Annotated in this window: 28 protein-coding genes; 12 read left to right on the top strand and 16 right to left on the bottom strand. The window is 65.1% G+C overall.

The window, feature by feature from the left end:
- Positions 1 to 20 precede the first annotated feature (20 nt).
- Complete coding sequence (locus AC07PT_RS18390; protein WP_494657640.1) at positions 21 to 932, bottom strand: LysR family transcriptional regulator; 912 nt, start codon at positions 930 to 932, stop codon at positions 21 to 23.
- A 212-nt stretch (positions 933 to 1,144) separates the two neighbouring features.
- Here AC07PT_RS18390 and AC07PT_RS18385 point away from each other — a divergent pair, with 212 nt between their 5' ends.
- The 4 genes from AC07PT_RS18385 (at position 1,145) to AC07PT_RS18370 (ending at position 5,449) form a co-directional block, all read left to right on the top strand.
- Positions 1,145 to 1,690 carry a DUF2799 domain-containing protein gene (locus tag AC07PT_RS18385; protein ID WP_494657639.1) on the top strand — a complete coding sequence of 182 codons (546 nt, stop codon included), beginning with the start codon at positions 1,145 to 1,147 and terminating at the stop codon, positions 1,688 to 1,690.
- A gap of 131 nt (positions 1,691 to 1,821) precedes the next feature.
- Positions 1,822 to 2,823: a Bug family tripartite tricarboxylate transporter substrate binding protein gene (locus AC07PT_RS18380; protein ID WP_494657638.1), complete on the top strand. Its 1,002-nt coding sequence runs from the start codon at positions 1,822 to 1,824 to the stop codon at positions 2,821 to 2,823.
- 73 nt (positions 2,824 to 2,896) lie between these two features.
- Positions 2,897 to 4,438: an amidase gene (locus tag AC07PT_RS18375; protein WP_494657637.1), complete on the top strand. Its 1,542-nt coding sequence runs from the start codon at positions 2,897 to 2,899 to the stop codon at positions 4,436 to 4,438.
- 222 nt (positions 4,439 to 4,660) lie between these two features.
- Complete coding sequence (locus AC07PT_RS18370; protein WP_494657636.1) at positions 4,661 to 5,449, top strand: response regulator transcription factor; 789 nt, start codon at positions 4,661 to 4,663, stop codon at positions 5,447 to 5,449.
- Positions 5,450 to 5,596: 147 nt separating this feature from the next.
- Here the strand turns inward: AC07PT_RS18370 and AC07PT_RS18365 are convergent, their stop codons facing one another.
- Positions 5,597 to 5,989 carry a type IV pilin protein gene (locus AC07PT_RS18365; protein ID WP_494657635.1) on the bottom strand — a complete coding sequence of 131 codons (393 nt, stop codon included), beginning with the start codon at positions 5,987 to 5,989 and terminating at the stop codon, positions 5,597 to 5,599.
- Positions 5,990 to 6,052: 63 nt separating this feature from the next.
- On the opposite strand from AC07PT_RS18365, the gene AC07PT_RS18360 reads away from it, so the two are divergent.
- The 4 genes from AC07PT_RS18360 to AC07PT_RS18345 all read left to right on the top strand — a co-directional run bounded on the left by AC07PT_RS18360 (position 6,053) and on the right by AC07PT_RS18345 (position 8,003).
- Positions 6,053 to 6,214 carry a hypothetical protein gene (locus AC07PT_RS18360; protein ID WP_494657634.1) on the top strand — a complete coding sequence of 54 codons (162 nt, stop codon included), beginning with the start codon at positions 6,053 to 6,055 and terminating at the stop codon, positions 6,212 to 6,214.
- A gap of 181 nt (positions 6,215 to 6,395) precedes the next feature.
- Entirely contained in the window at positions 6,396 to 6,734 is a 339-nt protein-coding gene (locus AC07PT_RS18355) for a hypothetical protein (protein ID WP_492345766.1), read from the top strand.
- A gap of 235 nt (positions 6,735 to 6,969) precedes the next feature.
- Positions 6,970 to 7,602, top strand: a complete 633-nt coding sequence (queE, locus tag AC07PT_RS18350) for a 7-carboxy-7-deazaguanine synthase (RefSeq protein ID WP_494657633.1) — start codon at positions 6,970 to 6,972, stop codon at positions 7,600 to 7,602.
- Positions 7,599 to 8,003 carry a 6-pyruvoyl trahydropterin synthase family protein gene (locus AC07PT_RS18345; protein WP_492345764.1) on the top strand — a complete coding sequence of 135 codons (405 nt, stop codon included), beginning with the start codon at positions 7,599 to 7,601 and terminating at the stop codon, positions 8,001 to 8,003. The genes queE and AC07PT_RS18345 overlap by 4 nt, the downstream gene beginning before the upstream one ends.
- Before the next feature lie 27 nt (positions 8,004 to 8,030).
- Here the strand turns inward: AC07PT_RS18345 and AC07PT_RS18340 are convergent, their stop codons facing one another.
- From AC07PT_RS18340 to mgrA, 9 genes are all read right to left on the bottom strand, one after another.
- Positions 8,031 to 8,996 (bottom strand): aliphatic sulfonate ABC transporter substrate-binding protein, encoded by a 966-nt coding sequence (locus tag AC07PT_RS18340; protein WP_494657632.1) that lies wholly within the window; start codon positions 8,994 to 8,996, stop codon positions 8,031 to 8,033.
- Between the two features lie 159 nt (positions 8,997 to 9,155).
- Positions 9,156 to 9,926 carry an ABC transporter permease gene (locus tag AC07PT_RS18335; protein ID WP_494657631.1) on the bottom strand — a complete coding sequence of 257 codons (771 nt, stop codon included), beginning with the start codon at positions 9,924 to 9,926 and terminating at the stop codon, positions 9,156 to 9,158.
- The gene (locus tag AC07PT_RS18330) at positions 9,923 to 11,164 is read right to left on the bottom strand and encodes an ABC transporter substrate-binding protein (protein WP_494657630.1); all 1,242 of its coding nucleotides are present in this window, start codon (positions 11,162 to 11,164) and stop codon (positions 9,923 to 9,925) included. Before AC07PT_RS18330 ends, AC07PT_RS18335 begins: the two co-directional genes overlap by 4 nt.
- A gap of 39 nt (positions 11,165 to 11,203) precedes the next feature.
- A complete protein-coding gene (locus AC07PT_RS18325; protein ID WP_494657629.1) occupies positions 11,204 to 12,010 on the bottom strand; it encodes an ABC transporter ATP-binding protein in 807 nt (268 codons plus the stop codon).
- A gap of 8 nt (positions 12,011 to 12,018) precedes the next feature.
- Positions 12,019 to 13,158: an acyl-CoA dehydrogenase family protein gene (locus tag AC07PT_RS18320; protein WP_494657628.1), complete on the bottom strand. Its 1,140-nt coding sequence runs from the start codon at positions 13,156 to 13,158 to the stop codon at positions 12,019 to 12,021.
- Between the two features lie 355 nt (positions 13,159 to 13,513).
- Entirely contained in the window at positions 13,514 to 14,059 is a 546-nt protein-coding gene (locus AC07PT_RS18315) for an ABC transporter ATP-binding protein (protein WP_494657627.1), read from the bottom strand.
- 155 nt (positions 14,060 to 14,214) lie between these two features.
- Complete coding sequence (locus AC07PT_RS18310; protein WP_494657626.1) at positions 14,215 to 15,195, bottom strand: Bug family tripartite tricarboxylate transporter substrate binding protein; 981 nt, start codon at positions 15,193 to 15,195, stop codon at positions 14,215 to 14,217.
- Between the two features lie 295 nt (positions 15,196 to 15,490).
- On the bottom strand, positions 15,491 to 15,676 hold the full coding sequence (locus AC07PT_RS18305) for a hypothetical protein (protein WP_494657625.1): 186 nt from the start codon (positions 15,674 to 15,676) through the stop codon (positions 15,491 to 15,493).
- Between the two features lie 39 nt (positions 15,677 to 15,715).
- Positions 15,716 to 16,759 (bottom strand): L-glyceraldehyde 3-phosphate reductase, encoded by a 1,044-nt coding sequence (gene mgrA, locus AC07PT_RS18300; protein ID WP_494657624.1) that lies wholly within the window; start codon positions 16,757 to 16,759, stop codon positions 15,716 to 15,718.
- A 297-nt stretch (positions 16,760 to 17,056) separates the two neighbouring features.
- Between mgrA and AC07PT_RS18295 the strand changes: the two genes are divergently transcribed.
- Both AC07PT_RS18295 and AC07PT_RS18290 read left to right on the top strand, forming a co-directional pair.
- The gene (locus tag AC07PT_RS18295) at positions 17,057 to 18,343 is read left to right on the top strand and encodes a gallate dioxygenase (RefSeq protein WP_494657623.1); all 1,287 of its coding nucleotides are present in this window, start codon (positions 17,057 to 17,059) and stop codon (positions 18,341 to 18,343) included.
- 40 nt (positions 18,344 to 18,383) lie between these two features.
- Complete coding sequence (locus tag AC07PT_RS18290; RefSeq protein ID WP_494657622.1) at positions 18,384 to 19,700, top strand: MFS transporter; 1,317 nt, start codon at positions 18,384 to 18,386, stop codon at positions 19,698 to 19,700.
- 89 nt (positions 19,701 to 19,789) lie between these two features.
- Here the strand turns inward: AC07PT_RS18290 and AC07PT_RS18285 are convergent, their stop codons facing one another.
- From AC07PT_RS18285 to AC07PT_RS18275, 3 genes are all read right to left on the bottom strand, one after another.
- On the bottom strand, positions 19,790 to 20,233 hold the full coding sequence (locus tag AC07PT_RS18285; protein WP_494657621.1) for a lysozyme inhibitor LprI family protein: 444 nt from the start codon (positions 20,231 to 20,233) through the stop codon (positions 19,790 to 19,792).
- Entirely contained in the window at positions 20,221 to 20,961 is a 741-nt protein-coding gene (locus AC07PT_RS18280) for a LysM peptidoglycan-binding domain-containing protein (protein WP_494657620.1), read from the bottom strand. Before AC07PT_RS18280 ends, AC07PT_RS18285 begins: the two co-directional genes overlap by 13 nt.
- 242 nt (positions 20,962 to 21,203) lie before the next feature.
- Positions 21,204 to 22,169, bottom strand: coding sequence for a LysR family transcriptional regulator (locus tag AC07PT_RS18275; RefSeq protein WP_494657619.1), 966 nt, complete (start codon positions 22,167 to 22,169; stop codon positions 21,204 to 21,206).
- Positions 22,170 to 22,330: 161 nt separating this feature from the next.
- Here AC07PT_RS18275 and AC07PT_RS18270 point away from each other — a divergent pair, with 161 nt between their 5' ends.
- Positions 22,331 to 23,554 (top strand): M20 aminoacylase family protein, encoded by a 1,224-nt coding sequence (locus AC07PT_RS18270; RefSeq protein ID WP_494657618.1) that lies wholly within the window; start codon positions 22,331 to 22,333, stop codon positions 23,552 to 23,554.
- A gap of 26 nt (positions 23,555 to 23,580) precedes the next feature.
- A complete protein-coding gene (locus AC07PT_RS18265; protein WP_494657617.1) occupies positions 23,581 to 24,576 on the top strand; it encodes a tripartite tricarboxylate transporter substrate-binding protein in 996 nt (331 codons plus the stop codon).
- Between the two features lie 54 nt (positions 24,577 to 24,630).
- Here the strand turns inward: AC07PT_RS18265 and AC07PT_RS18260 are convergent, their stop codons facing one another.
- Positions 24,631 to 25,635 (bottom strand): tripartite tricarboxylate transporter substrate binding protein BugE, encoded by a 1,005-nt coding sequence (locus AC07PT_RS18260; RefSeq protein ID WP_494657616.1) that lies wholly within the window; start codon positions 25,633 to 25,635, stop codon positions 24,631 to 24,633.
- 44 nt (positions 25,636 to 25,679) lie between these two features.
- Positions 25,680 to 26,819 carry an alpha-hydroxy acid oxidase gene (locus AC07PT_RS18255; RefSeq protein WP_494657699.1) on the bottom strand — a complete coding sequence of 380 codons (1,140 nt, stop codon included), beginning with the start codon at positions 26,817 to 26,819 and terminating at the stop codon, positions 25,680 to 25,682.
- Positions 26,820 to 26,997 lie beyond the last annotated feature (178 nt).

Below are 26,997 nucleotides of genomic sequence, written 5' to 3'. Positions count from 1 at the left end.
CGTCGGGCATGCCTCAAGCCTCATTTCTGCTGGCCCAGCGCCTCCAGAAGGTGGTCCAGAAAGGCTTTGGCGGCACGCGGCAGGGTGCGACCCGCCAGGGTCTGCACTTCGAAATGGCGCTCGTTCATTTCGCGGTCGCGCAGCGGGATGCCCACCACCTCGCCGCGGCGCAGGCGCTCGCGCAGCGCCAGTTCGCCGTTCAAGGTGATGCCGCCGCGCGAGCGCACAAAGGACAGGCAGGGATCGAGCCGATCGCATTCAAACACCGCCTCGAAGTTCAGGCCCTGGCGGCTGCAGCTGATGTCAAACAGCTGACGCAAGGTGGAGTCCGGCCCCGGCAGGGCGACCGCATGGCCCACCAGTTGCGCCAGCGTGAGTTGGCTGCGGCCCGCCAGAGGGTGTTCGGGGTACAGCACCGCGATGATCGGGGAGGGATGCCGCAGCGCCACGCTGATGCCGCGCTCGGACACTGTGCTCACGGTGATGCCGATATCCACCTCTCCCTGGCGAACCTTTTCGGGCACCTGGGCCTGCAGGCTGACTTGCAGGCCGAAGCGGATGCCCTGGTACTGGCGCTGAAAATCTGCGATCAGGCCCGGCACGAATTCGGACGCAAAGCCTTCGGTGCAGGCCACCCGCACCACGCCGCTTTTCAGGCCTCGCAAGGCCTGGATTTCGTCGGCCACCCGTTCAATGTCTTGCCAGGCGCGGCGGGCGTGGGTGGCCAGCAACTCGCCTGCGGCGTTGGGCACCATGCCGCGCGCGCGCCGCTCGAACAGCAAGGTATCCAGCTCGGCCTCCAGCCGGGCAATGTGCCGGCTGACAGCGGAGGGAGCCACCTGCAGGCGGGCTGCCGCTTCGGTCACCGAGCCGGTCTGCACCACCTCCAGGAAATAGCGCAAGGACGTGTCTTGCAAGGCTTGGTGATTCATGGCGGGGCGGTTCATCAGAAAACAAGGCGCTTTGCGGCGCAGGCAGGCGAGGCCGACATGTTAAGCAGGATGCTGCGCTCTCCAAAATTGCAACGCAATGTATCTGATCTCCTATCATCGGCCACCGGGGGTGGGGCCCGTGGGGCTGTGTACACACCGATTCGTCATTCGGGCCAACTGGGCCGAACAAATCACCATTGGAGGCAATGCGCATGAGGAAGTTGATTTTTTGGCTCGCGATCTCGATCGGCAGCCTGGGCCTGCTGGCCGGCTGTTCCACCATGAGTGTCGAGGAGTGCAAGGTGGCCCGCTGGAGCGATGTGGGCCTGCGTGACGGCATGGCGGGTGCGCCGCTGTCCAAGCTCAACGATCTGTCCAAGGACTGTGCCGAAGCCAGGGTCGTCGTGGACACCCGGGCCTATGTGGCCGGGCGCGATCAGGGGCTGCTCAGCTATTGCCAAATGCCCAATGCGGTGCGGCTGGGGCTGGACGGTAAGTACTACAACGGCGTTTGCCCCGCAGCCATCGATGGCGAGTTCCGCCGTCGGGTCAACGTGGGGCGCGAGGTGCGCGACTCAAGGGAGCAGGTGCGCAGCCTGGACAACCGGCGCATCGATCTTGAAAACAAGCTGCGCAACGCAGGCAATGACGATGCGCGCAAGAAGCTGCGCGACGACCTGTCGGACAACGACCGCAACCTGCGCCGTGCCCGTGACCGGGTACGCGATGCCGAGTACAACCTGGACCGCATGCGCTAGGGTGGGTGCCACGGCACCACATGAATTGCGCTGTTCGCAACGCAGGTTTGTTTGGATTGCCGTTGCTGGAGGGCTCTAGGCTGCCTAACATGGCTTGAACCCACTCTTTCAAGTCGTCTGGAGCCTTTGCCATGAAGCTGTCTTTTTCTTCTGCTTTGAGTCGCCGTGCCACCCTGAACATCCTGGGCCTGGCGGGATGGGCGCTGTGCGCCGGCATGGCGGGTGCCGAGGCGGTCTACCCCGCCCACCCGATCACGCTGGTGGTGCCGTTCCCGCCGGGCGGCAGTACCGACGTGGTAGCGCGCGCCATTGCACCCAAGCTGGGTGAGCGCCTGGGCGCCCCCATCGTGGTGGACAACCGGCCCGGGGCGGGCACCGCCATTGGCGCGGCCTATGTGGCCAAGGCGGCCCCGGATGGCTACACCTTGTTCATGGGCCCGGGCTCCACGCTCACGCTGAACCCGGCGGTGCGCAAGAACCTGCCTTATGACTCCGTCAAGAGTTTCGAGCCCGTCGGCATGATCACCCGTGCTGGCTTGGTCTTGCTGGCCAATGCCCAGGTGCCGGTGCAGAACCTGGCCGATCTGAAAGCCGCGGTGAAGGCCGCGCCCGACAAGTATTCGTATGCCTCCTTTGGCGCCGGCACCAGCTCGCACTTTGTGGCTGAAATGGCCTTCTACGCCATGGGCCTCAAGGTCACGCACATTCCCTACAAGGGCAGTGCCCCTGCCATGACCGATCTGCTGGGCGGCCAGGTGCCGCTGGCTTTCGACACCGTCACTGCCACCTTGCCACAGCTCAAGACCGGCAAGATCAAGGCCCTGGCCGTGGCCTCGCCCAAGCGCCTGAGTGCCTTGCCGAATGTGCCCACCTTTGCCGAGTCAGGCTACCCCGACGTGAAACTCGAATCCTGGGTCATGCTGCTGACGCCGCGCGGCGCCCCGGCACCCGTCAAGGCCAAGCTGCAAAAAGCCCTGGGCGACACCCTGGCCGACCCGGGCGTGCGCAAGGCCTTGAGCGACCAGGGGCTGGAGCCCAGTTTCTCCACCGCGGCCGAAGCCTCGGCCCTGATCGAAAGTGAACTGCCACTGATGCGCGCCACCGCCGCGCGCGCCAACATCCAGGCCGATTGAGGCCATTTGAGGCCGTTTGAGCCCGATTGAGGCCTGTCTCTCCCTTCACGATCGTTCACCCCAGACCCTGCCCATGACTGCATCGACTTCCTCCGACCTGGTCACCCGCTCTGCCGTTGAGCTGCGCGAGCTGATCGCACAAGGCCAGATTTCACCCGTTGAATTGCTCGAAGCCTGCATCGAGCGCATCGAGACCGTCAACCCCAGCATCAATGCGGTCACCGCCAAATGCTATGACCGCGCCCGGGTCGAGGCCCGAGCGGCAGAGCAGGCGGTGCTGCGTGGCGAAGCCCTGGGCCTGCTGCACGGCCTGCCATTGGGGGTGAAAGACCTGGAGCCCACCGCCGGGCTGCTGAGCACGTTCGGCTCGCCGAATTACCGCAACAACATCCCGGCCCAGGACATCGAGTTGGTGGCCCGCCTGCGCCGCGCAGGCGCCATCGTGACCGGCAAGACCAATGTGCCTGAGATGGGGGCGGGTGCCAATTCACGCAACCCGGTGTGGGGGGCCACTGGCAACCCCTTCAACCCGAACCTCAATGCGGGGGGCTCCTCCGGGGGCTCTGCGGCGGCGCTGGCGACCGATATGCTGCCGGTGTGCACCGGCTCTGATACGGGTGGCTCGCTGCGCATCCCGGCCGCCAAATGCGGTGTGGTGGGCCTGCGCCCCTCGCCCGGTGTGGTGCCCAGCGTGCGCAAGTTGCTGGGCTGGACGCCAATCTCGGTGGTCGGCCCCATGGGGCGCACCGTCGGCGATGCCTGCCTGCAGATGGCCGCATCGGCCGGCATGCACCCGGGTGACCCACTGAGCTATCCGCTGGATCCGCTGAGTTTCCTGCGCCCTCCGATGGGCGATCTGGGCCGCTTGCGCGTGGCCTACAGCACTGATTTGGGATCTTGCGATGTGGACCCGGTCATCCGCGCCACCTTCCTGGCCAAGATGGAGGCCATGCGACACCTGTTTGCCCGCTGCGACGAGGTGAATCTTGAATTGGGCGATGTGCACCGCTGTTTTGATGTGTTGCGCGCCGAGGCCTTTGTGGCCGGTACCCGAGACGCCTATGAGCGCGACCCCGCCAGCCTGGGCCCCAACCCACGCGCCAACTATGAGATCGGCATGCGCATGAGCCTGCTCGACAGCGCCTGGGCGCAGGCCGAGCAGACCCGCATCCTCAACCGGTTCCAGGCGGTGTATGCCGACTACGATCTGCTGCTCACACCCACCACGCCGGTGTCTCCGTTTCCCTGGACGCTGCCGCACGCCGACACCATCGACGGCAAAGCCCAGGCCAACTACTACCGCTGGTTGGCGCTGACCTATGTGATCACCCTCACCACCCACCCGGCCATCAGTTTGCCTTGCGGTACCGACCCATTGGGCATGCCGTTCGGCCTGCAGGTGGTGGGGCGCTTCCGGGGCGACCTGGAGCTGCTCTCGGCTGCGCGCGCCATGGAGCAGGCCTTCGCGGCCTCACCTGTGCTGCGTCGACCGCTGCCCGACCTGGCGGCACTCAAACCACCGGTGCCGGCGCTGGACAGCATCGTCACCCACCCCCCTGAGGTTCCGCACACCGGCGTGGCCGGCCTGTCCGGCACTGGTCAATCTGTGGTTTGAGGCGGGCGACGGGAGGGCAACGGGCGGATGATGCGGGTTTTTCCTTCTTGATGAGGGTGGCATTCAATGGCCTGCGTGGTTTCTGGCTAGAATCTGATAGCGATGAGCGGGAGGGAATCCAATCCCCCCTCGCTTGTGTCTGTACCCCCAATCTTCTCGTACCGCTGAACTGCCACGTCATTTTCCTGTTGGGGATACTGGTGGCAAATTGGAAATGGGCGCTTGTTGCGCCCATTGCTGATTTCCACGCGGCATTTCATTCACTTGCTCATGCCTCCCACAGAACATCATCTGATTGCCACGATCTCTCAGTTGTCCAAAGCAACTGACTTGGAGTCGGTGCGTGGTCTGTTGGTGAAAATCGCTCAGATGCTCGATGTGGATCGATTGGATCTGATGGTTGAATACTGGGCGGTTTCTGGTGAAGCCCGTCGTTTGTGGTTTTCAAATATCGATGATGGCCGTTCCAGTGTGGTCAACGTGCCCGACAAAGACTTCATCTTTGGCGCGGCATCCCGGCAGGAATTGACGCAGGCGGATCCGTCGGAAGCCGCGCGACAGGGGCCCTCCACTGATTTTCAGACCTTTGATCTCCCGGAAGGGGTGCGCGTCAAGACGCGACAGGTCATGGAGTTTCCTGCGGGAGTCGGTCTGCCGCATCGGCTGGTCCTGTCGCTGACGCAAGAGGACGGTTCCGCGTCAACCGAAGGTGGCTTGATGAATGCGTCGCGCCTGATTCTGGCCGCCAATCGCATTTCCTTGATGCGCATTTTCAAGGCGGCGCTTGAGCACGTCAAAGATCAGACGTTGACACCCCGTGAGCTTGAATGCCTGAAATGGGCGGCGCTTGGCAAAACCGGCGCCGACACCGCGAAAATATTAACGGTGTCCGAAGCGACGGTGGCATTTCACCTCAAAAATGCCATTTCCAAAATGCACGCTGCCTCCAAGGCCCATGCCGTGGCTTTGGCACTGTCCCGTGGATGGATTGATTTGCGTGGTTTTCATTGAAAATCTGGCTGAAAATCCACGGCTTATTCAAATCAGATGGAATTATTTTTTCATAAATGATGCAGGGTGTTGAGGCTCGCCTTCGTGATCCGGTCGTCAGGCAAGGGTCTTGTTGGGTTTTGAGCCAAGTGGCCTTTTAGAGGGCCGTCACCAACGTAAGGTGCCGCAATCGGCGCCTTTCATCGATCGAGCCCCCGCCTGATTGAGCGTCAGCGTGCATTGCAAGCCGTTCTGGGCACTTGCGGTCAGGGTGTAGGCGTGGGGGCTGGAATGCAGCGAAAAACGAAATGCCGGTCCAGGCGGCACGCCAACGCCGGAGATCCTGTCAGTGCTCAGGTCCGGAAAGTCGGCCATCACCTGGCTGGGGTAACGCTGGGTCTGTTGGTAACCACGCTCCAGCACCTGGCTGAGGGCCAGCAGGTACTGGGCAGACATCTCGGTGCGGCTGGGCGGAGTTTGGGCGTGCAGTGTGGGCAGGGCGATCACCAACATCAGGCCCGCCAAGGCCAGAGCCAACAACCCCTCAATCAAGACGAACATGTTCAACCCTTTCAGACCGGCTCAAAGGGTTTGTCAAACGCAGCGCCTGCATGGACTTTCTTGGTGACTGAAGTGGAAGCCGCTGGCAGCGTGATGCCGTCGGCCGAATGCTTTGTAACAAGCGAGTCGATTCTTTCCAAACTGGCGGTGGTCGCAACTATCACTTTCGATAGTGGATGTCTGGTGCAGAAGCGCTACAACAGAACAATGGCTCGCATCGCTTGATCCTGGGCATGAACACCGATGGCCTCGCGCCGGGTTCGGCGAGTGGTCTTGTAGACCCATAACCATCAATTTTGATAGTTGCGTACTGACGGTTCTGGCTGTGACACTTATTTGATAAGCGGTTCGAATGAGCGCCCAAGGGGGTGACATTGGAGCCGACTAAAAAAAGGGTAGGAATGTCATGAAATCAGTAGGTCTTGAAGTCAAGTTTCTGGACTCGGTGATGTCGGAGGAGGACGATGCCGATGTGATCAGTCGTCTGGACGACAGCTTTCACCGGGGCGATCGTCGCGCAGAGTCCTTCATCGCTGAGCACTTTGTGACCAGTGAAATCAATCAGTACGACTCTGATCTGATGACGGTCGAGCCTCAGCCCCTGGGCGGGTGGGAGATGGCGAAGCCACCCTCCGCAAGGGCTCACAACCAGCGGCGGGCCAGCCGCAAACGGGCTCGCGCGCCGGTGCCGGCGCCTCAGCCCTGGTGGCGGCGCCTGTTTGCATGGTGGCCAAGCCCGCGCTGAGCCCCGCTCTTGACTGAGGCTTGCCCGCGAAGCGGCTGGGCCTTCAGCTAAAATGCTGCCTCTTGCCGCCCCGGCCAAGGTTCATGTCGTTCACGCCCGGGGCCATGTAGAGGAACACCATGTTCAAAACCTCGTCGCTGCACGCTGTGCGGCTACCTGTCGTTTTCTGCCCCCAAGCCCCCGCCTTTCTTCTTGGTCAGATCTTGATCACGCCCATGTGCGCCCAGGAGGCGGCATGAGCTACGCGGTGAAGGAAATCTTTTACACCCTGCAAGGTGAAGGCCTGCGTGCGGGCCGCCCTGCGGTGTTTTGCCGCTTTGCCGGCTGCAATCTGTGGAGTGGGCGGGAAGCCGACCGTGCCACGGCCGTGTGCCGCTTCTGCGATACCGATTTTGTGGGCACCGACGGCACCTTGGGTGGCCGGTTCGCCGACGCTCAGGCCTTGGCCGCCTTGATCGCCGCCCAATGGCCCCAGGGCCAGGGCCACCGATACGTGGTGTTGACGGGCGGCGAGCCCCTGCTGCAGGTGGACCAGGCCCTGACGGAGGCCTTGCACGAACAAGGCTTTGAAGTGGCGGTGGAAACCAATGGCAGCCTGCCGGCCCCACCCGGCATTGACTGGATCTGTGTCAGCCCCAAGGCCGGAGCGCCTCTGGTGCAACGCAGGGGGCACGAGCTCAAGCTGGTCTACCCACAGGCCGGGCTGGATCCGGTCGAACTGCAGACCCTGGACTTCGAGCATTTTCTGCTGCAGCCCATGGACAACGCCAACCAACGCGCCAACACCCGCGCCTGCATCGCCTACTGCCAGGCCCAGCCGCGCTGGCGCCTGTCGGTGCAAACCCACAAAGTTCTGGACATCCGATGAGCCTCGCCCCAGCCAAGCCTTTTCCGCGCCAGGGCGCGGTGTTCGAACTGTCACAGCGCTTTTTCTTTGATGCCGCCCACACCTTGCAGCGCCAGATCGAGGCCGAAGGCAGCCGCCGAATCCATGGCCACACCTACCACGCCGAAGTGCATGTGAGCGGTGCACCCGACCCTGTCACCGGCATGGTGGTGGATCTGGGCTTTGTGCGGGCCGAAATCGCCCGCCTGCGTGAGCAGCTTGACCACCACTTTCTCGACGAAGTGCCCGATCTGGGCCCCGCCACATTGGAGAACCTGTGCCTGTTCATCGGCCGCCAACTGGCCCCGGTGCTGCCCCAGCTCAGCGCCATCACGGTAGAGCGTCAGGCGGTGGGTGACCGCTGTACCCTGCGTTGGTCGTAGCCCTGAGCCGCCGGCGCAGCACGGTGCTCAGGCTCCCGGGCGCCACACCGGCGAGTCGGCAATGCGCACCTTGCGCGGAATGATGTTGGCTTGGCTGAAGGCGTCGGCAATGCGCTGCTGCTCGGCCAGGGCTTCGGCGTCGGGTGGCTGCACCTGGTAGCTGCGGCGCTGGTTGGCTACCTCGACGGTGGCCGCGTCCAGACCGATCACCGGGGCATGCCATTCGGCGGCCTGGTTGGGGTTGTGCTTGATCCAGTGGCCGGCGCGCTGCAGCTCGCCATACACCAGGCCCAGTACGTCGGGGCGGCGTTGGGCGTAGGGCGTGGCCGCCAGGTAGAAGCGCCGGTAGGCCGACAGCCTGCTGCCGTCGACCAGGATGCGGGCGCCTGACTGGCGTTGCACCGCCGCCAGGAAGGGGTCCCAGATCACCCAGGCCGCCACCTTGCCGGTCTCGAAGGCGGCGTGGGCGTCGGCCGGGCTGAGGTAGGCCGGCTCGAGGTCCTGGATGCTCAGGCCATCGCGCGCCAGCGCCTCCAGCAGCAGGTAATGCGCCCCGGCCCCTTTGGCAAAGGCCACCTTCTGCCCCTTCAACTGAGCCACGCTGGTCACGGGCGAGTCCTTGCGAACCACGATGGCCTGGGCCTGGGGCGAGGGGGTTTCGATCGCGTAGTAGGTCAGCTGCGCGCCAGCGGCCAGCGCGAACGGGGGTACCGCATCGGCCACGTCGGCGCTCAGGTCGATGGCGCCCACGTTCAAGGCCTCCAGCAGGGGCAGGCCCGAGTTGAACTCGTGCCATTGCACGTTCACGTTCCAGGGCGCCAGTGCCTTCTCCAGCACGCCCTTGGACTTCAGGTAGATCATCAGGGTGGATGACTTCTGGTAGCCGATGCGCAGGCGGTCGGCTTCGGCCGCCTGCAGTGGGGTCAGGCACAAGGTGGCAGGCAAGGCCAAGCCGGCCTGCAAGAGGCGGCGTCGGGTCGGGGTGTCGATCATGGGCAAGGGGCGTCTGGGCTGTTGGGATTCCAGGCAGTGGCCCGGGGCCGGCCACGCTGGCTTGTGGGCTCCAGCCTAGCCGCCTGGGCTCCTCTTGCATGCGCCCATTTCGCCCTTGCTAGCGCGCTGTGCGCATAAGCACCGCACGCCTGGGCGGGGTCATTGTTGCCCGGGGCCGGCGTGGGTCCAGCGCCCGATCAGGGTGCGGGCCAGGCTGTCCAGGGCAAAACCCAGCGCACCGATCACCACGATGGCGGCGGTCAGCTCCTGGTAGGCCAGGCGATCACGGGCATCGAGGATGAAGTAGCCCAAACCCGAAGACACCCCCAGCATCTCGGCCGGCACCAACACGATCCAGGCCACGCCCAGAGCCAGGCGAAAGCCCGTGAGCACATGGGCCAGAATGCCCGGCAGCACCACCCGGCTGATCAGCTCCCAGCGGGTGGCCGACAGGCTGGCGGCCAGTTGCAACCAATGCCGGTCGAGGGCTGCCACGCCGGCTGCCGTGTTCAGCACGATGGGCCAGACCCCGGCGAAGACCAACAAAAACACCACCGCGCCATTGCCCAGGCCCAGCGCCATCACGGCCAGCGGCATCCAGGACAGCGGGGACACCATGCGCAGAAACTGGAACAACGTGCCCGTGATGCGTGCAAAGCGTGGCGACAGCCCCGTCAGCAGGCCCAGCGGCAGCCCGATCAGCAACGCACCTGCCAGGGCCATGCCGATGCGCTGCAGGCTGGTGCCGATGTGGCCCCAGAAGCTGGCCTCACCCAGCAGCGCCCACAGCGTGCTCAGCCCGGCCTGCGGCGAGAAGGCCTGGTTGATGGCCTCGACATCCGACAGATGCCCGGCCCCGAGCTGCCACAGCAGCCCCGCCCCGGCAAAGCCCAGCAGGGGCCAACCCAAACGCGCCAGCCAGGTCGTCATGGGTTCAGCGCCTCGCGTCGGGTGAAATCGGCACTCAGACCGAAGGCGGGCAGGCCGCCTACACTTTGCAGGGCCTGGCGCACAAAGCGGTCGTCCACCAGGTCGCGGGCCACAAAGGCAGGGTCCAGCGTTTGCAGGAAACGGTTGTCGCCCTCCATGGTGGTCTCGCGAAGCGAGCGCACCAACTGCTCGGTGTACGAGGGGTAAGGGTAGGGCTGGAAGTCGATGCGGCGCTGGTTCCAGCCTTTGTTTTTGATGATGCCGGCCTTTTCGTACTCGCTGTAGTCGGTGGCAGCCAGTACCTTGGACAGCACGGGCAGGGTGTGCGGCGTGTACTTGCCCTCGCCGGTGTTGGAAAGCAGTTTGGCGGTCTCCAACTGGTTGTTGCGGGTCCAGAGCTGGGCCTTGACCAGGCCCGTGGTCACCCGCTGGGCCCACTCGGGGCGTTCGACCAGGTCACGCTCGGCCAGAGTCACCAGGCAGCAGGCATGGTTCTTCCAGATGTCGCCCACAAAGCGAAGCACGCGGCCGACCTTGAGGCTCTCCGCGGCGGCGTTGTAGGGCTCGGCCACGATGAATCCTGCGATGGAGCGCGCGGCCAAGGCCGACACCATCTCGGGCGGAGACAGCACCGCCAGGTTCACCTGCCCGGGCTTTAGCGCCTCGCCGCGGGGGCGATTGACGACCGTCAGCCCGTGCTGGCGCAGCAGTTGCTGCAGCACGATGTTGTGGATCGAATACCAGAACGGGATGGCCACCGTCTTGCCCTCCAACTGGGCTACCGACTGGATGTCGTTGGCCACCGTCAGGGCCGAGCCGTTGACGTGGTTCCAGGCCACCACGCGGGCCGGGAACTTGCTGCCATAGCGCACCCACAAGGTGGTGGGCGACAGCAGGTGCACCACATTCACCTGGCCCGCGATGAAGGCCTCGACCAATTGGGGCCACGACCGGAACAGCCGCGGCGCCTCCGTGCGCAGGCCTTCGGCCTCGAAAAAGCGGCGCTGGTGGGCCACCAGCAGCGGGGTGGCATCGGTGATGGGCAGGTAGCCGATGCGCACCGGCTGGTCGTCGCCCTTGAAGGCCTGGGCCCGGGCGTCGCCGGCGGCCAGCAAGGGGGCGACCACGCTGGCGCTGGTCAGGGCGCCCAGGCGCAACAGGTCGCGCCGGCTCATGCCGCAGCCGCAGTCGGAGGTGGCACACAGGTGCTGGTAGTTCGGGCGGGAGTCGAGGTTCATGGTCAATCAGTGTTGAATGGGGTGAACTGGGCGCATCAATCAGTGCGCGGCCCGCAGGTCTTGCAGGGCGGCCAGGATGTCCAGGCGCAGCCGGGTCAGCTCGGCCGGGTGTTCAAGGCGGGGGCGGCTCAGGCCCACGGCCCATTCGCGCACCAGGCGGGCCGGCTCGCCGGGGTGGCCGCCCATCAGCACGATGCGGTCGGCCACCAGCAGGGCTTCGTCAATGTCGTGGGTGACCAGCAAGGCGGCGCTGTGCCAGCGGTGCACCACCTCGACCAGCAGGTCTTGCAACTCGGTGCGGGTGATGGCGTCGACCGCCGAGAAGGGCTCATCAGCCAGCAGCAGGGCCGGCTCGCGCGCCAGGGCACGAGCCAGGGCCACGCGCTGGGCCATGCCGCCCGACAACTGGCTCGGGTACAGGCCACCTTTGCCGGCCAGGCCGACGGCGGCCAGCGCGTCGCCGATGCGGTGCTCGCGTTCGGACCGGGTGCTGGCGGGCTGATGCTTGAAATCCAGCCCGAAGCCCACGTTGGCCTGCACATTCAACCAGGGCAGCAGGCTGGGCTGCTGGAACACCACCACCGCCCTCGGGTGCGGTTGAGTCAGTGCCTGCCCCATGAATTCCACACAGCCTTCGTGGGGGGGCTCCAGGCCTGCGAGGGCGCGCAACAGGGTGGATTTGCCGCAGCCGCTGCCGCCCAACAGGCAGACGATCTCCCGCGGGGCGATCTGCAGGTCCAGCGGGCCGAACACCGGCAAGGCCCTTCCGGGCCAGCGGCGGCTCAGGCCCCGGGCGCACAGAGCGGGTTCAGGGCTGTCGGCATTGGGTTGGAGCGGGGGGCTCATCTCGGTCGTCATGTTGTCGCCCCGGAGGAGGTCGCCGATGAAATGGGCGGGGTCTGTGCGCGTTGGCGTGCCAACTCGGCCTGCAACTGGGTCAGGCTGGGCGTGACCACGGGTACGAATGCGGCTTCGAGCCAGCGGCGTGCAAAGCCCTTGTCTTGGCCTTTCAGGTAGGCGCGGCCACCCGTGGCCTGAAGCTCCAGTTGTACAGCGGCCTGCACCAGACCGGCCAAGGCGATGCGCAGCTCGAACAAGGGGGCCACCTGGGTGACGTACTGGCCCGAGGCCACACCGGCCTGCAGCGCGGCAGTGGCCTGCTTCAAATCGCGCTCCAGCGCCTGCCAGGGGGCTTGTAGGCTGGGGCGCGAGTCACAGGCGACATGGCTGGCCGCCAGGGCCCCACGGGTCAGCCCGATCGACATCCCGCATTGCATGCCCAGGAAGTGAGGGCGCAGCCGGCGCAAAAAGTCAGGTCCATGGTGAGACAGGACCTGATTGGCTGGCAGTGCCAGGTCCTTCAGTTGAAGTTCAGCCGTGCGGCTTCCGTTCAGCGCCAGCAGATCGAGATCGGCCGAGCGGTGGAGGCCACAGCGCTCGCTCTCGATGGCCACCACGGCCAGGGCTTGGCCCGCGCCCATGTCCACGGCGGCGGCCACCACATAGCCCTGGGGCTGCAGGTTGGTGACCCAGGGCAGGCGGCCGTCCAGGCGCAGGTCACCGGGCTGCTCGGGGTCGGGTCGGGCCTGGACCTGCAGCTGTTCGATCTGCGACAGAAACTTCATCGCATTCGACAAACCGGTGGCGCCGGCCAACTCGCCTGTCAGCAACTGGGGCAGCCACCGCTCGCGTGGGGCCGGGCTCTCGCTGTTCACCACGTAATCGATGAAGGCGCGCTGGGCCCAGAGGACAAAAGCCGCCGTCAACGAGTGTTCGGCCACCTGGGCGATGGCCTCGATGGCGTCGCCGATGGTGGCATCGGCGCCCCCCAGGGCGCTGGGCACGCCGATACGCAGCAGGCCCGCCTGGCCCAGACGAGGCAGCAGCTCCTCGGTCGGACCCTGGCCCAGATCAATTGCATCGGCGTTTGCTTGCAGCCATGTCCGAAGCGTTTCGGTTAGCCAAGCTGGGGAGGGTGGGCGAGAGGTGCTCATGCGTTCAGGTTTGATGCGGTGATACAGGCCTTGAAACCGATGGGCGCATCGGTTGGCACCTCCTTCAGCGTGGCCGGATCACTGTGCTGCTCCATGCCCGATCTCCAATGAGCGCGGCAGGCTTTGACAAGAGCTCGCAGCGCGCGCAGGGGTTGGCGGGTCATGGCTTGAAGTGAGGGAGACGGAGCAAGGCCGGTGCGGCGGTGCTGAATTGTCTACCTTTTGTTACCGCTTTCGCCCTTCCAGCGTCCCAATCTGATCTTCTAGCGTCCTGCAGGCGGAAATCAGAAGAAACAGTGCTTGCTGGGCGGGGCGGTCCTTGGCGTGGGGGCGTTGGGCGGGCCCCCCACCGCCATCACAGCGAGTGGTTGTAGGCCAGCATGAAGCCTGCCGTGCCCAGCAGATTGATCTGGATCGCATCCTGGTCGCCCAGGCGGTAGCCCAGGGCCGGGATCAGGCCCGGCGAGAAGCCGTGGTAGTTCAGCGGCACCTTGTTGTTGTAGGGCGGCAGGTAGCCATAGATCACGCCGACGCTGAGCTTGGTGTACAGGTTGGGGTGTGCTGCCCAGGGGTGCCACTGCCAGCCCCGGTAGGCGTACGCGGCGGGCTGGCCGAAGGAATTGCGGAACAAGCTCACGCCCGTGAAGCTGCCCCCAGGCCCGGAGCGTTCCAGGCCGGCCAGGTAAACGTGGCGGTGGGCGGGATCGTCGTGCCAGTGCTGGGTGAAGGGCGAGAGGCTCAGCGTCCACTGGCCGGGCTGCGCTGTGGCGCTGAAGGTCGGCGTGGGGGCGGGCTGGGAGACTTGTGCTGCGGCAGTACCTGCAAGGGTGAACGCCCAGGCTGCTGTGCAGGCGCAGATTTGAGCCCGCAGGCGGTGGGTTGTTGGAAGTGATACAGACATGGCCGGGGCCCGCCAACGTGCGGGCAGCAAAGAAAAAAGCCCCTGAAAAGGGGCTGATCGAGTGTATCGTCGGCCTCAGCTACTTCCGGCCCTGCAGGCGGTCACCCTGGCCATGCGGCGGTAAAGTTCTGTGAGAAATCAGTTAACTTGTAGCTTCAATCGAGGGTGACGTCGGCCTCTTTGACCACCTTGGCCCAGCGCGGCAGCTCTTTGCGGATCAGGGCAGCGAGTGGTTCGGGCCCGATCTTCAAGGGCTCGCAGCCGATACCGGCCAGCTTTTCGCGCACATCGGGCGCGTCCAGTACCTGGCCGATGGCGGTCTGCAACTGGGCCACGATGGCCTTGGGCGTGCCAGTTGGTGCAAACACCCCGTACCAGGGGGTGTAGCCCAGGTTTTTCACGGTCTCACCCACGGTCGGCACGTCGGGCAGGGCGGCGATGCGCTTTTCGTTGACTACCCCCAGCACCTTGAGCTTGCCGCCCTTGATGAAGGAGATGGACGAGGGCAGGCTTTGCACCGAGACCTGTACCGTGCCGCCCACCAGGTCGGTCACGGCGGCCGAGGCGCCCTTGTAGGGCACATGGGTCATGTCGATGCCAGCCGCCTTGCCCAGCATTTCGCCAAACAAATGGTTCACCGTGCCGTTCCCGGCCGAGGCGATGTTGATCTTGCCCGGCGCGGCCTTGGCGGCCGTGATCAGTTCGGCGATGTTGTTGGGCGCGAAATGAGGGTTGGCCACCACCACGTAGCCCGAAGAGGCCACGGTGCCCACAGGCTCGAAATCCTTCAGGGGGTCGAAGCCGGTGGACTTGTAAAGCGCCGGATTGATCACATAGGCGCTGTCGGCCGTCAACAGCAAGGTGTAGCCATCGGGCTTGGCCCGGGCGGTGGTGGCGGTGCCGATGTTGCCACCCGCGCCGGGACGGTTGTCGACGATGAACTGCTGGCCCAGCGTCTCTGACAGCTTCTGGGCCACGATGCGCGCGATCGCATCGTTGGCGCCCCCTGCCACCTGGGGGACCACCAGGGTCACGGGTTTGCTGGGGTACTTGCTGTCTTGGGCCAGGACGGTGGCGGTGGCCATGGCCGCGGTCAGGGCCAGCAGGCTCAGGGCGGTTCTTCGGCGGGCTTGCATGGGGTGTCTCCTCGGTGGTGGGCTTTTGCAACAATTCTAGCCAGCGCCGTTTGACGGTCATGGTGGCCGGCACAGCGGCACCCCCAAAAAAGAGGCCGCCAGAAAGAGACTTCTGGCGGCCATCAGAAAGGTCCGGCCTGTGGCCGGACACAGCTCACCCCCGCGAGCCATTCGGTGCTGTTGTGGTCAAGCCCTTTGGGGGTCCAGGGGCTTCACCTCAGCGTCTGCATGTTGGCAATGTCGCATCAAGCCCGGCTCACGTGAACGAAGGAGCTTGCATATCGATAGTCATAGATCATGCCCAGGGCACGCCCGGCATGATCAGAAAGCCCATGATCAGGAACAAGGCACTGACGAGCAGCACGGCGATGCCCAGGGCCTGGGTCAGATCGAGCCAGAAGCGGGTCCTGTTGAGGCCTGGGTTGGCCACATCCTCCAGCAGCAGGTGAGGGGAAGAACGGGGGGTGACGGTCTGGGGCATGGTCTTGTTCCAGGGGGCTGGCGGTTTAGGGGCGGGGCTTCAGACCCAGTCGGTCGAGGGTTTTTCCCACAGGTTGATGCCCCCTTCGACGGCGTGCTGGTCAATCTCGGCCAGTTCGGCCGGGCTCAGCGGGGCCTGGGTCAGGGCGGCCACGTTTTCACGCAGTTGCGCGACGGTGCTGGCGCCGATCAGGGCCGAGGTGACCCGCGGGTCGCGCAACGTCCAGGTCAGTGCCAGTTGCGCCAGGCTCTGGCCGCGGCGGCGGGCGATCTCATTCAGGGCGCGGGCGCGCGCCAGATTGGCTTCCGAGAGGTGGGCTGGCTTGAGCGACTGGCCGCCGGGGCGGTTGATGCGGGCATCGGCCGGTGGGCCGGCCAGGTATTTGTCGGTGAGCAGACCTTGCGCCAGGGGCGTGAAGGCGATCACACCGGCACCGAGTTCGTCGGTGGCGTCGAGCAGGTCCTTTTCGATCCAGCGGTTGAAGAGGTTGTAGGCCGGCTGGTGGATCAGCAGCGGCACCTTCCAGCTTTGCAGCAGGGCCGCGATTTCGCGCGTCTTGGTGGCCGAGTAAGAAGACACTCCGACATAGAGGGCCTTGCCCTGTTGCACGGCTTGCGCCAGGGCTGAGGCAGTCTCTTCCAGCGGGGTGTGCTGGTCAAAGCGGTGCGAGTAGAAGATGTCCACATAGTCCAGGCCCAGGCGCTGCAGGCTCTGGTCCAGGCTGGCCAGCACATGCTTGCGGCTGCCGCCGCCTTGGCCGTAGGGGCCAGGCCACATGTCCCAACCGGCTTTGCTGGAGATGATCAGCTCATCGCGGTAGGGCTTGAAATCCTCACGCAGCAAGCGGCCAAAGTTGGTTTCGGCGCTGCCATAGGGGGGGCCGTAGTTGTTGGCGAGGTCAAAGTGGTTGATGCCCAGGTCAAAGGCGGAGCGCAACAGCTCGCGCTGGGTGCTCAATGGGGTGGTGTCACCAAAGTTGTGCCACAGGCCCAGCGAGAGCGCTGGCAATTGAAGGCCGCTGCGGCCGGTGCGGCGGTAAGGGAGGCGGGTGTAGCGATCAGGCGAGGCAGTGAAGCGGGTCATGGGGATTCGAGGTGAATGGCAGGCAAGCCGTTTGTGTGACGAATATAGAAAGCCTGCTTCGGAAGGGGGCGAATATTTGGGCGCATGGATAGTTGCTCCGTGCATGAGACCCGCCGCAGGACGGGCCTGCCTGGGCGGTCGAACCGGCGCAGTGGCCGGGCACACCGATAACCGCCAGGTATCGCGCCTTGATGCCCGACATCTTTTCGGCTGGGGCCGGCTTGTCGAGAATCCGGCGCTCAACACGGGCTGCCTTGGCGGGCGGCCTTCCCCAGGACCGCATTCCGAAAGCAAACCATGGCACAGATCATCGGCGCCATCGCCACCTCGCACACCCCCACCATCGGCTTTGCCTTTGACCGCGACAAGCAGCATGACCCGGTGTGGGCGCCCATCTTTGAGGCTTTCAAACCGGTGCAGCAGTGGATCGCCGAGCGCCAGCCCGACGTGCTGTTTGTGATCTACAACGACCACGTCACCTCGTTTTTCTTCGACCATTACTCGGCCTTTGCCTTGGGTGTCGGCGAGCGCTACGAGGTGGCCGACGAGGGCGGCGGTGCGCGCGACCTGCCGCCGGTGGGCGGGCACTCGGCCCTGGCCCGGCACGTGGGGCAGTCGTTGGTGGCCGATGAGTTTGACATGTCGTTTTTTCAGGACAAGCCGCTCGACCACGGCTGCTTTTCGCCCCTGTCGATGGTGTGCCCACATGAGCCGGCCTGGCCGGTGCAGATCGTGCCCCTGCAGGTGGGGGTGCTGCAGTTCCCGGTGCCTTCGGCGCGCCGTTGTTACAAGCTGGGCCAGGCGCTGCGCCGGGCCATCGAGAGCTACCCCGAAGACCTGAAGGTGGCGGTGGTGGCCACGGGCGGCCTGTCGCACCAGGTGCATGGTGAACGCGCCGGATTCAACAACCCGGCCTGGGACCAGCGCTTTCTCGACCTGATCGAGCAAGACCCCGAGCGCCTGGCCGGCATGACCCAGGCGGAGTTCGCCAGCCTGGGTGGCTTGGAAGGCGCCGAGGTCATCATGTGGCTGATCATGCGCGGGGCCCTGTCGGCCAATGTGCGCAAGGTGCATCAGAGCTACTACCTGCCGTCGATGACCGGCATCGCCACCGCCATCTATGAGAACCAGGCCTCGGTGGGCCCGGTGGCGGGCGAGATCGAGCGCCATCGCGCCCACATGGCCAAAGAGTTGGCCGGTGCCGGCGGCCTGAGCGGGACCTACCCCTTCGACCTGGCCCGCAGCGTCAAGGCCTACCGGCTGAACCGCTTTTTGCATGAGCTGATCGTGCCGGCGCACCGCCAGGCATTCATGGCTGACCCCGAGGCCGCTTTTGAGCAGGCCGGCCTGACGGATGAAGAACGCACGCTGGTGCGCGAGCGCAACTGGCGCGGCCTGATCCATTACGGCGTGATCTTCTTCATGCTGGAGAAGCTGGGCGCGGTGATCGGGGTGTCCAACCTGCACATCTATGCCGCGATGCGGGGCGAGTCGCTGGAGGATTTCCAGAAGACCCGCAATGCCCCCGGGGCCCTGTACTCGGTGGCGGGCCAGGACAGCAAGACCCTGAGCTGGAACACCTGAGCCCCATCGATTCGGACCGGAACAACAACACGGAGACTTCATGAGCCATGCAACAACGACCCTGAACGTCAGGGAGTTCATCAACGCACGAGCGCTTTCCCCCAATCAGTGGGTGTTGGTCCTGCTGTGCTTTTTCATCGTGGCCGTGGACGGCATGGACGTGGCCATCATGGGCTTTGTCGCGCCCTCCATCCTGGCCGAGTGGGGCATCTCGCGGCCGGCCTTCGGCATGGTGATGGGGGCGGCTCCGATCGGGCTGGCCGTGGGGGCCGTGCTGGCCGGCTCCTCGTCGGACTGGTGGGGGCGGCGCCGCGTGCTGATGGGCTCGGTGCTGGGCTTTGGCCTGTGTACCCTGCTCACGCCCTTGGCCCACGACACGGCCCAGATGGCGGCGCTGCGCTTTCTGACCGGCCTGGGCCTGGGCGCCGCCATGCCCAACACCACCACCTTGTTGTCCGAGTACGTGCCTGAGCGGCGCCGCGCCTTTCTGGTGGCAGCCATGTTCACCGGCTTCAACCTGGGCTCGGCCCTGGTGGGCTTTGCCGCCGCGGCCCTGATTCCGCACGCCGGCTGGCGCTCGGTGCTGCTGCTGGGGGGCGCCTTGCCCTTGCTTCTGCTGCCGGTGCTGTATGTGTACCTGCCCGAATCGGCCCGCTTCATGGTGGCCCGCAACATGTCGGCCGAGCGCATCACGGCGGTGCTGAGCCGGGTCTGCCGTGCCCCGCTGGCGGGCGTGACGGCCTATGTTTCGGGCGAGGCCGAGGTGCCGGCACGCCAGCCCCTGGCGGTGTTGTTCGAACGCGGCTTCAGGCTGCGCACAGCCACCCTGTGGGTGACCTACTTCATGGGCCTACTGGTGATCTACCTGACCACCAGCTGGCTGCCCACCATGATGAAAGACGCGGGCATGAGCATTGACCGCGCCGCCAACGTGACCGCGATGTTCCAACTGGGCGGTACCGTGGGCGCCCTGCTGGTGGGTTGGCTGATGGGCCGCATGAACCCCAACCGGGTGATGGCAGGCGCCTATGGGCTGGGCGCTGTGGCCCTGGTGGTGATGGGCTTCAATGGCTTGATGTCCGAATCCATCGTGTGGCTGGTCATGGCCGTGGGCTTTTGCCTCAGTGGTGCGCAAACCGGTTTGAACGGCTTCGCGCCGGGCTGCTACCCCACGGTCGCCCGTGCCACGGGGGTGAGTTGGATGCTGGGCGTGGGCCGCCTGGGCAGCATCCTGGGTTCGTCCATCGGCGGCGTGTTGCTGAGCCAGGGCTGGGGCTTTGACGGGATCTTCATGGCGTTGGCGGCCCCGGCCGTGCTGGCTGCGCTGGCGATTTTGTGGAATCGGCGCAGCCTGTGAGGCTGGTGGGCTGAGCTGAGGGTGACAAACCAGGCCCGGTGCTTGCGCGGCCCGGATCGCGGGTTTGTCAGCCGGCTGCACGGGTCTGGCTATTTCAAAGGCAGTTCAGACACGGCGTCATGGATCTGCAAGGCTTGCCTTTCATTGAGTGCGGCGAAGCAAGCCAGACGGCGCATGTCCAGAGCGTTGCCAATGGCTCCGCCCCCCAGGGAATAGGCCAACCTGCACTGTGCATCACGGTACTGGATGAATGCCTTCTGGGATGCCGCCAATCTCGTCTTGGCTTGGTGGCGGTAACTGCTGTCCTCGTCCCACCTGGAGAGAACGGTCTCCGCCTTCTTTTCGGCATTCTTCAAGGCCTGCTGACTACTTTCGGCTTTTTGGGCCAGGCAGTCGAGCATGCCCGCTTGGGAGAAAGCGCTGCACTCTTCCCGCATGGCCCGCTCGTCAGTAACAGGGGTTGAGGTGGCGGCAAGAACACAAAGGGGCCCATGCAGAGCCAAACCAAAAGCGAATGATTTCAGGCTTCGCACGGAGCTACCTTTCCTTGGCGCACCAGGGGCAGTGCGTGGTCGAGTTTTCTGGCGTAGTAGGGGTCGCCGCCGCCGTTGTAGCGTTGAGCGACCACCGTCGTGGTGATGGGCCGCCAGCTCGTCACGATGCGTTGCATGACTGCCCTCCGGCATTTCAATGTCTGGCCAACTCGCAGAGTGCCTGCCGTCGGATTCAGTTGTTTCAGCATTTCGACTGTGCTTACTTGAGCCCTTGCGATCTTGTCAAGGCTGTCGCCAGATTTGACCGTGATTTCAAACACCTTCGAATGGGCGTCTGGTGTGTTGCGATAGCCGTAGTTCGCCAGCTTCATCAAGAGGTAGCCAATACCCGCGCGCAGGTTGTGTGCCGGCAGAGTTCTGGCTGAGCTTAGCGTCAGTTGTCCATTCCAGGCAGGTGGAAGAATCAGATCGCCACCTTCGCGACTGGCAAGAAGGGATGCTAGACCTGGATCTCCAGGAACGCCGATGCGCATGGGCTTGACGTTCCAGTCAGCATCATGAGCGCCCGTTTCTACCCACGCCATGGCCTTGATGAGGTGCCAATCCAGTGACACATAACCAGCTGTACCAGACAAATGACGGTTGTATTGATTGACGGCCATTTGAATTTCACAATCCCAGGCTTGCCATCGCGCATCGCTCATTGCCTTGTTAATGCCGTCTTGCCACTTCTCGAAGCCCGTTTGGGGTGAAGTCTGAAGTGCCATGTTTCATCCTTTCGAGGTAAAGGGTTCATGCTGTTGGTGCGCTCACACCATGAGGGCATCAGCTTCAGGCCCCTCCACAGGGATCAGCACGGCCCAGGTCTGAGGGATGTCTCCGGTGATCTAAGCCGGTGATGGGGCCAGATGCAAAGGATCATTCTCATCAAGAGCTTGGATGTCACTCCTACCGCCTGTGCTTCCGCAGCGACCTTGACCCGGAACCTACCGTGCCGGTGTGTCGAGCCTCAAGACCCATCGGCGGACAGATCAATCGACCGGAACACGCGCTGCAGCATGCCGTCGGACGAGCTCTGGCATTGGCGCAGCTGGTCCATCAGGTGGTGCAGAAAGCGCTCGGCCGGGGCGCTGAGCGGGGCCTGGCGGCGCCGCAGCACGCCGATCTCGCGCGGGGCGAATCGGGTGTCCAGGTTCAGCGGCACCAGCAGGCCGTGGGCGCCTTCGCATTCGATCAAGGGCCAGGGCAGCAGGGTGAGCATGTCGGTGCTGGCCACCAGCTTGAGCATCAGGGCGGCTGATTGGGCCAGGTGGATGCGCCCATGGGGGATCGGCAGGCCATGCTGCTCGAACAAAGTATGGAACATCGCGGCCTCCTCCTGAGGTGCGTAGTTCAGCAGCCAGCGGGCCTCGCGCAGGGCTTGCATCGAGCGGGCCTGGGCCAGTGGGTGGCCGGCGCGGGCGCCCACGGTGACTTCGTACCTGAACAAGGGGGTGACATGCAGGTCGTGGGCCGCGCCGGGTTCGGGCAGGCGGCCCAACAGCAGGTCCAAGGCGCCTTCGCGCAAGCGAGGCAGCGACACGGCTGAAAGACCATCGAACAGCTCCAGCCGCACCTGGGGCTGGTCTTGGGTGAAGGCCTGCACCACGCTGGGCAGAATGCTCTGGGCGATCCAGGGGGTGACGCCAACGCTCAGGCGTTCCACACGCCCGGCTTGGCGCAGGCTGGCCATTTCGGCCTCGGCATGGTCCAGTTGATCGGCGATCAGGCGGGCGTGGCGCAGCAGGGCCGTACCGGCTTCGGTCAGGGCCAGGCCTGAGCTCTGGCGCACGAACAAGGGCATCTGCTGGCCCTCTTCGAGTTCGCGCAGGGCCTGGGTGAGGGTGGCTTGGGTCAGGCTCAGAGAGCGCGCTGCGGCGCGGATGCTGCCTTGGCTGGCGACGGCGATCAGGTAGCGGATTTGGTGCAGTTTCATGGCAAAGCCTTCAGCACTGGGCAGCAGGGATTGTGCCTGGGCCGAGCGTTCGTCTGACAGGAACTACCTTTCGGGGCAGGTTGTCCCTGTCTTATGGGGGCCCGGGGGGCTTTCTAGACTGCGGTCTTTCCCATCCCGGCCTTGGCCCGATCAGATTCCCCATGAGCACTGTCCCAACACTTCCAGCGTCGGCTGCGGCCGATCCTGTGGCCCCCGGCATTCGCGCCATCGAATCCGAGATGGTGGCGCTGCGCCATCACCTGCACGCCTACCCCGAGCTGGCTTTCGAGGAGCTGGCGACCAGCGACCTGGTGGCCCAGCGTCTGAGCGAGTGGGGTTATGAGGTGCACCGTGGCCTGGGCGGCACCGGGGTGGTGGGCACCTTGTGCAAGGGCGCCGGCGGACGCCGGCTGGGCTTGCGGGCCGACATGGACGCCTTGCCGATCACCGAGAACACGGGCCTGCCCTACGCCAGCCGACACGCCGGCAAGATGCACGCCTGTGGCCATGATGGCCATACCGCCACACTGCTGGCCGCAGCCCGCCATCTGGCCACACAGGGGGTGTTTGAGGGCACGCTGAACCTGATCTTCCAACCGGCCGAAGAGGGCCTGGGGGGCGGCCGCCGGATGATCGAAGACGGATTGTTCAAGCGGTTCCCCTGCGATGCAATCTTTGCGCTGCACAACATGCCGGGTTTTCCGGTGGGCCAGTTCGGCTTCAAGGCGGGGTCGTTCATGGCCTCGTCTGACACGGTACTGATCACCGTGAAAGGGCAGGGTGGGCATGGTTCGGCACCGCACCAGTCGCGTGACCCGGTGGTGGCCGCTGCCACCTTGATCCTGGCGCTGCAGACCGTGGTGGCGCGCAACGTGGACCCGCGTGACATGGCCGTGGTCAGCGTGGGCGCCATCCATGCCGGCGATGCCCCGAATGTGATCCCCGAATCGGTGGCGCTCAAGCTGTCGGTGCGGTCCTACCGGCCCGAGGTGCGGGCACAGTTGCGCGAGCGCATCACCGAACTGGCTCAGGCCCAGGCCGTGGCCCTGGGCTGTGTCGCCGAAGTGGACTACCACTGGCGCTACCCGGCTTTGGTGAACGATCCGGCCAGCACTGAATTTGCACGCCAGGTGGCGCTGGATTGGCTGGGCCCGCAGGGCGTGATGGAGAACGTGCAGCCGCTCACGGGCAGCGAAGACTTTTCGTTCATGCTGGAGCAATGTCCCGGCAGCTATTTCATCGTGGGCAATGGCGTGGGGGATCAGCACGGCAGCGGGGGCTGCATGGTGCACAACCCGGGCTACGACTTCAACGACGCCATCCTGCCGCTGGCCGCGACCTACTGGGTGCGCCTGGCCGAACGCTTTTTGTCCAAGGCAGCCTGAGTCAGCTCCGCATTGGAACCCTCACCATGAACATGAATTCGCCGTTTTCACTGAATCGCCGCACACTGGGCGGCCTGCTGGCAGGCAGCCTGTTGTCCCCCGGACTGTCGGCGCTGGCCCAGCCGGCCTACCCAGACAAACCCATCAAGATCGTGATCGGCTACCCGCCCGGGGGCTCGGTCGACTATGTGGGGCGCCTGGTGGGCGATGCCTTGGGCCAGCGCCTGAAAACCCCGGTCGTGATCGACAACCAGGGCGGCGCGGCCGGTGCCATCGCGGCCCAGCGCGTGGTCAGCAGCCCGGCTGACGGGTACACCTTGCTGGTGGGCTCAAGCAATGAGTTGGTGGCCACCCGCCTGGTCAACCCGGCCCAGCGCTACGACGCCCAGAAGGACATGACGCCGCTGGGTCTGATCGCCACGGCGCCGGTGTTGCTGGTGGCGGGGCCCCGTGCGGCGGTCAAGACCTTGCCTGAACTGATCGAGCTGGCGCGGCGCAAACCCGGGCAGCTCAGCTATGGCAGCTCGGGTGTGGGCTCGACCTTGCATTTTGCTGGCGAGTTGCTCAAGCAGCGTGCGGGCATTTTCATGACCCACATCCCCTACCGGGGCGTGGCTTCATTGACCAGCGATCTGGCGGGCGGCAACCTGGACCTGGCCATGCTGTCGGTGCCAGCGGCGCTGCCGTTCTTGCAGAGTGGGCGCATCACGGCGCTGGGCTGCACCGGCGCTCAGCGTCTGTCGGCCTTGCCCAAAGTGCCCACGATCGGTGAGGTGCCGGGCTTGAAGGGCTACGAGCTCAGCGGCTGGTTTGCCCTGATGGGCCCGGCCCACCTGCCACCCACCATCACCCAACGCCTGAGCCAGGCGCTGCAGGAGGTGCTGCAAGACCCGGGCGTGCGCCGCAAGCTGGAGGAGGGTGGCAATGTGCTGGGCAACGGGCACGAAGACCTGTCGGTGCTGATGGCCCGCGAAAGCCGGCAGTACGCTGGTTTGGTGGAATACGCCCACATGCGTGACTGAGCGAGCTGTGGCCGCTGGTGCCCCAGCAACCTGGGCTTTGGGCATGGGGGGCGATCAATCGGCGCTGATGTGGCGCTCGGCCGCAATCTTTTTGTAGACCGCGTTTTCGAGTGTGATCTCCTGGGCGAACTCCTCAGGGCGATTGCCGATGACTTGCGAACCGGTGTCCTCGATCTGTCGGCGCACCTCAGGCGCCAACAGCGCCTTTTGCACGGCGGCGTGTACCCGTTTGACGATCTCGGGTGGCAGGCCCTTGGGGCCGACCAGGCCATAGAAGGCCGTGCGGTTCACCTCCTCCAGCTTGAGTTCGGCAAAAGTGGGCACCTGGGGCAACTGGGCCAGGCGCCTGGGGGCGGCCACCGCCAGCGCGGTCAGGCGGCCGCTTTTGATGAAAGGCAGAGCCGAAGGCAGGTTGTCGAACACGATGGGGATCTGCCCTGCAATCGCATCATTCAGGGCCGGTCCCGATCCGCGGTAGGGCACGTGGGTCAGCGTCAGGCCGGTCTTGCTGGCCATCAGTTCCATCAACAGGTGGCCGATCGAGCCGGTGCCCGCGGTGCCGTAGCTGTAGCGGTTGGGGTTCTTGCGGACTTCGTCCACAAAGCTGGCAAAGCTTTGCGCCTTGAAGCTGGGGCTGACCACCAGCACGTTGGGGGTGGCCGCGATGTTGCTGATGGGCGTGAAATCGGTCAGTGGGTTGTAGGGCAGGCGCGGATTGATGGCTGGGTTGGTGGCGGTGGTGGACACCGTGCCCACCCCCAGGGTGTAGCCGTCGGGCAGTGCACGGGCGGCTTCATGGGCACCAATCGAGCCGCCACCGCCGCCCTTGTTGTCAATCACCAGGGGCTGGCCCAGCGCTTCGCCGGTGCGCTGGGAAATGGCCCGCGCCACCAGGTCGGTGGTGCCACCGGGCGCAAAGGGCACGATCAGGCGCACAGGCTTGCTGGGGTAGGGCTCCGCAGCCATGGCAGGCGCGGCCAGCAGCAGGGCGGCCAGAAGACCGGTGCGCCGGGTCAGGGTTCTTGAAGTCGCGCAATCGAGGGGGTTAACGAGGGTCATGGTGCAGTCTCCGTGTTGATTGAATGGGGCAGTCGTTGGCGTGTTCAGCGCTTGCGGATCAGGGTGTCCGGGCCGAGCTCGCTCAGCTGGTTCACCCCCAGCATGGCCAGATTGCGATCCACCTCATCGCGCAGCAGGCCGATCGCGTGGCGCACGCCTGCCTCGCCTGCCACGGCGGCGGCATAGTTGAAGGGCCGGCCCACCAGCACCATGCGTGCACCCAGCGCCAAGGCCTTGAGCACATCCGAGCCGCGGCGAAAGCCGCCGTCGATCAGCACCGGGTAGTTGGGGCCCAGGGCCTGGACCACATCCCCGAGCACCCGCATTGGTGAGGTCGCGCCGTCCAACTGGCGCCCGCCGTGGTTGGACAGGATCACGCCATCGGCACCCGCCTGCTGTGCCGCCAGGGCATCGGCCACGCTGAGCACCCCCTTGACCACCAGGCGGCCCCGCCAACGTTGACGAATGCGCTGCAGGTGTTGCCAGTTCAGGTGATCGCGGGCCGAGAAATCTCGCAGCACCGTGGAGGACACGATGGGGGCGCCCCGGGTGGCAAACGAGTTCTCGAAATGGGGCATGCCATGGCGCAGCAGCGTGCGGGCGAAGGTGCCGATCACCCAGCCCGGACGCAGCACGCCATCGATGGCCAGGCGCAGGCTGGGGCGCAACGGGGTCGAAAAGCCGGTGCGGATGTTGTTTTCGCGGTTGGCCGAGATGGGGATGTCGACCGTGATCACCAGGGTGTCAAAGCCGGCACGCTCGACCCGGTCGATCAGCGCATCGATCCGGTCCTGATCTCCCGGCAGGTAGGCCTGGAACCAGGTGCCAGGGCAGGTCTGGGCCACGGTTTCCATCGGGATCAACGAGGTACCGCTCATGATCGATGCAATGCCTTCGACTTGTGCCGCCTGGGCCAGCACCACGTCGCCACGGTAGGTGGACAGGGCGTTGATGCCCATGGGGGCGATGGCAAACGGGGAGCGGTAGCGTCGACCCCACAGTTCAACGCCCTGGCTGCGCTGCGACACGTCGCGCAGCACCCGGGTGACGAAGGCGTACTCATCGAACACGGCACGGTTGTCCTGCAGAGAGCGGTTGTCCTCGGCAGCGCCGGCGATGTAGCCAAAGATCGGTCGAGGCAGGCGCCTGCGAGCGGCGGCCTCGAAATCCTGCAGGGACAGCATGCGGCGCAACACCCTGGAAGCCGGGGTCGATGAGGCCGTGCTGGCCGCTTGGGCTGGGTTGGGGTGGGTGGGCGTGGCGTGCATGAGGGCTTCTGTGCAAAGGAATGAGCTGCACTGTAGAAGCCGATGTAGGCGAAAGAAAGCGATATATTCAGAAGAAATATGTTCTCTAAATGGA

The organism is Curvibacter sp. GW821-FHT09D12, from assembly GCF_059416245.1.
This window is presented reverse-complemented; position numbering and strand designations above follow the sequence as displayed.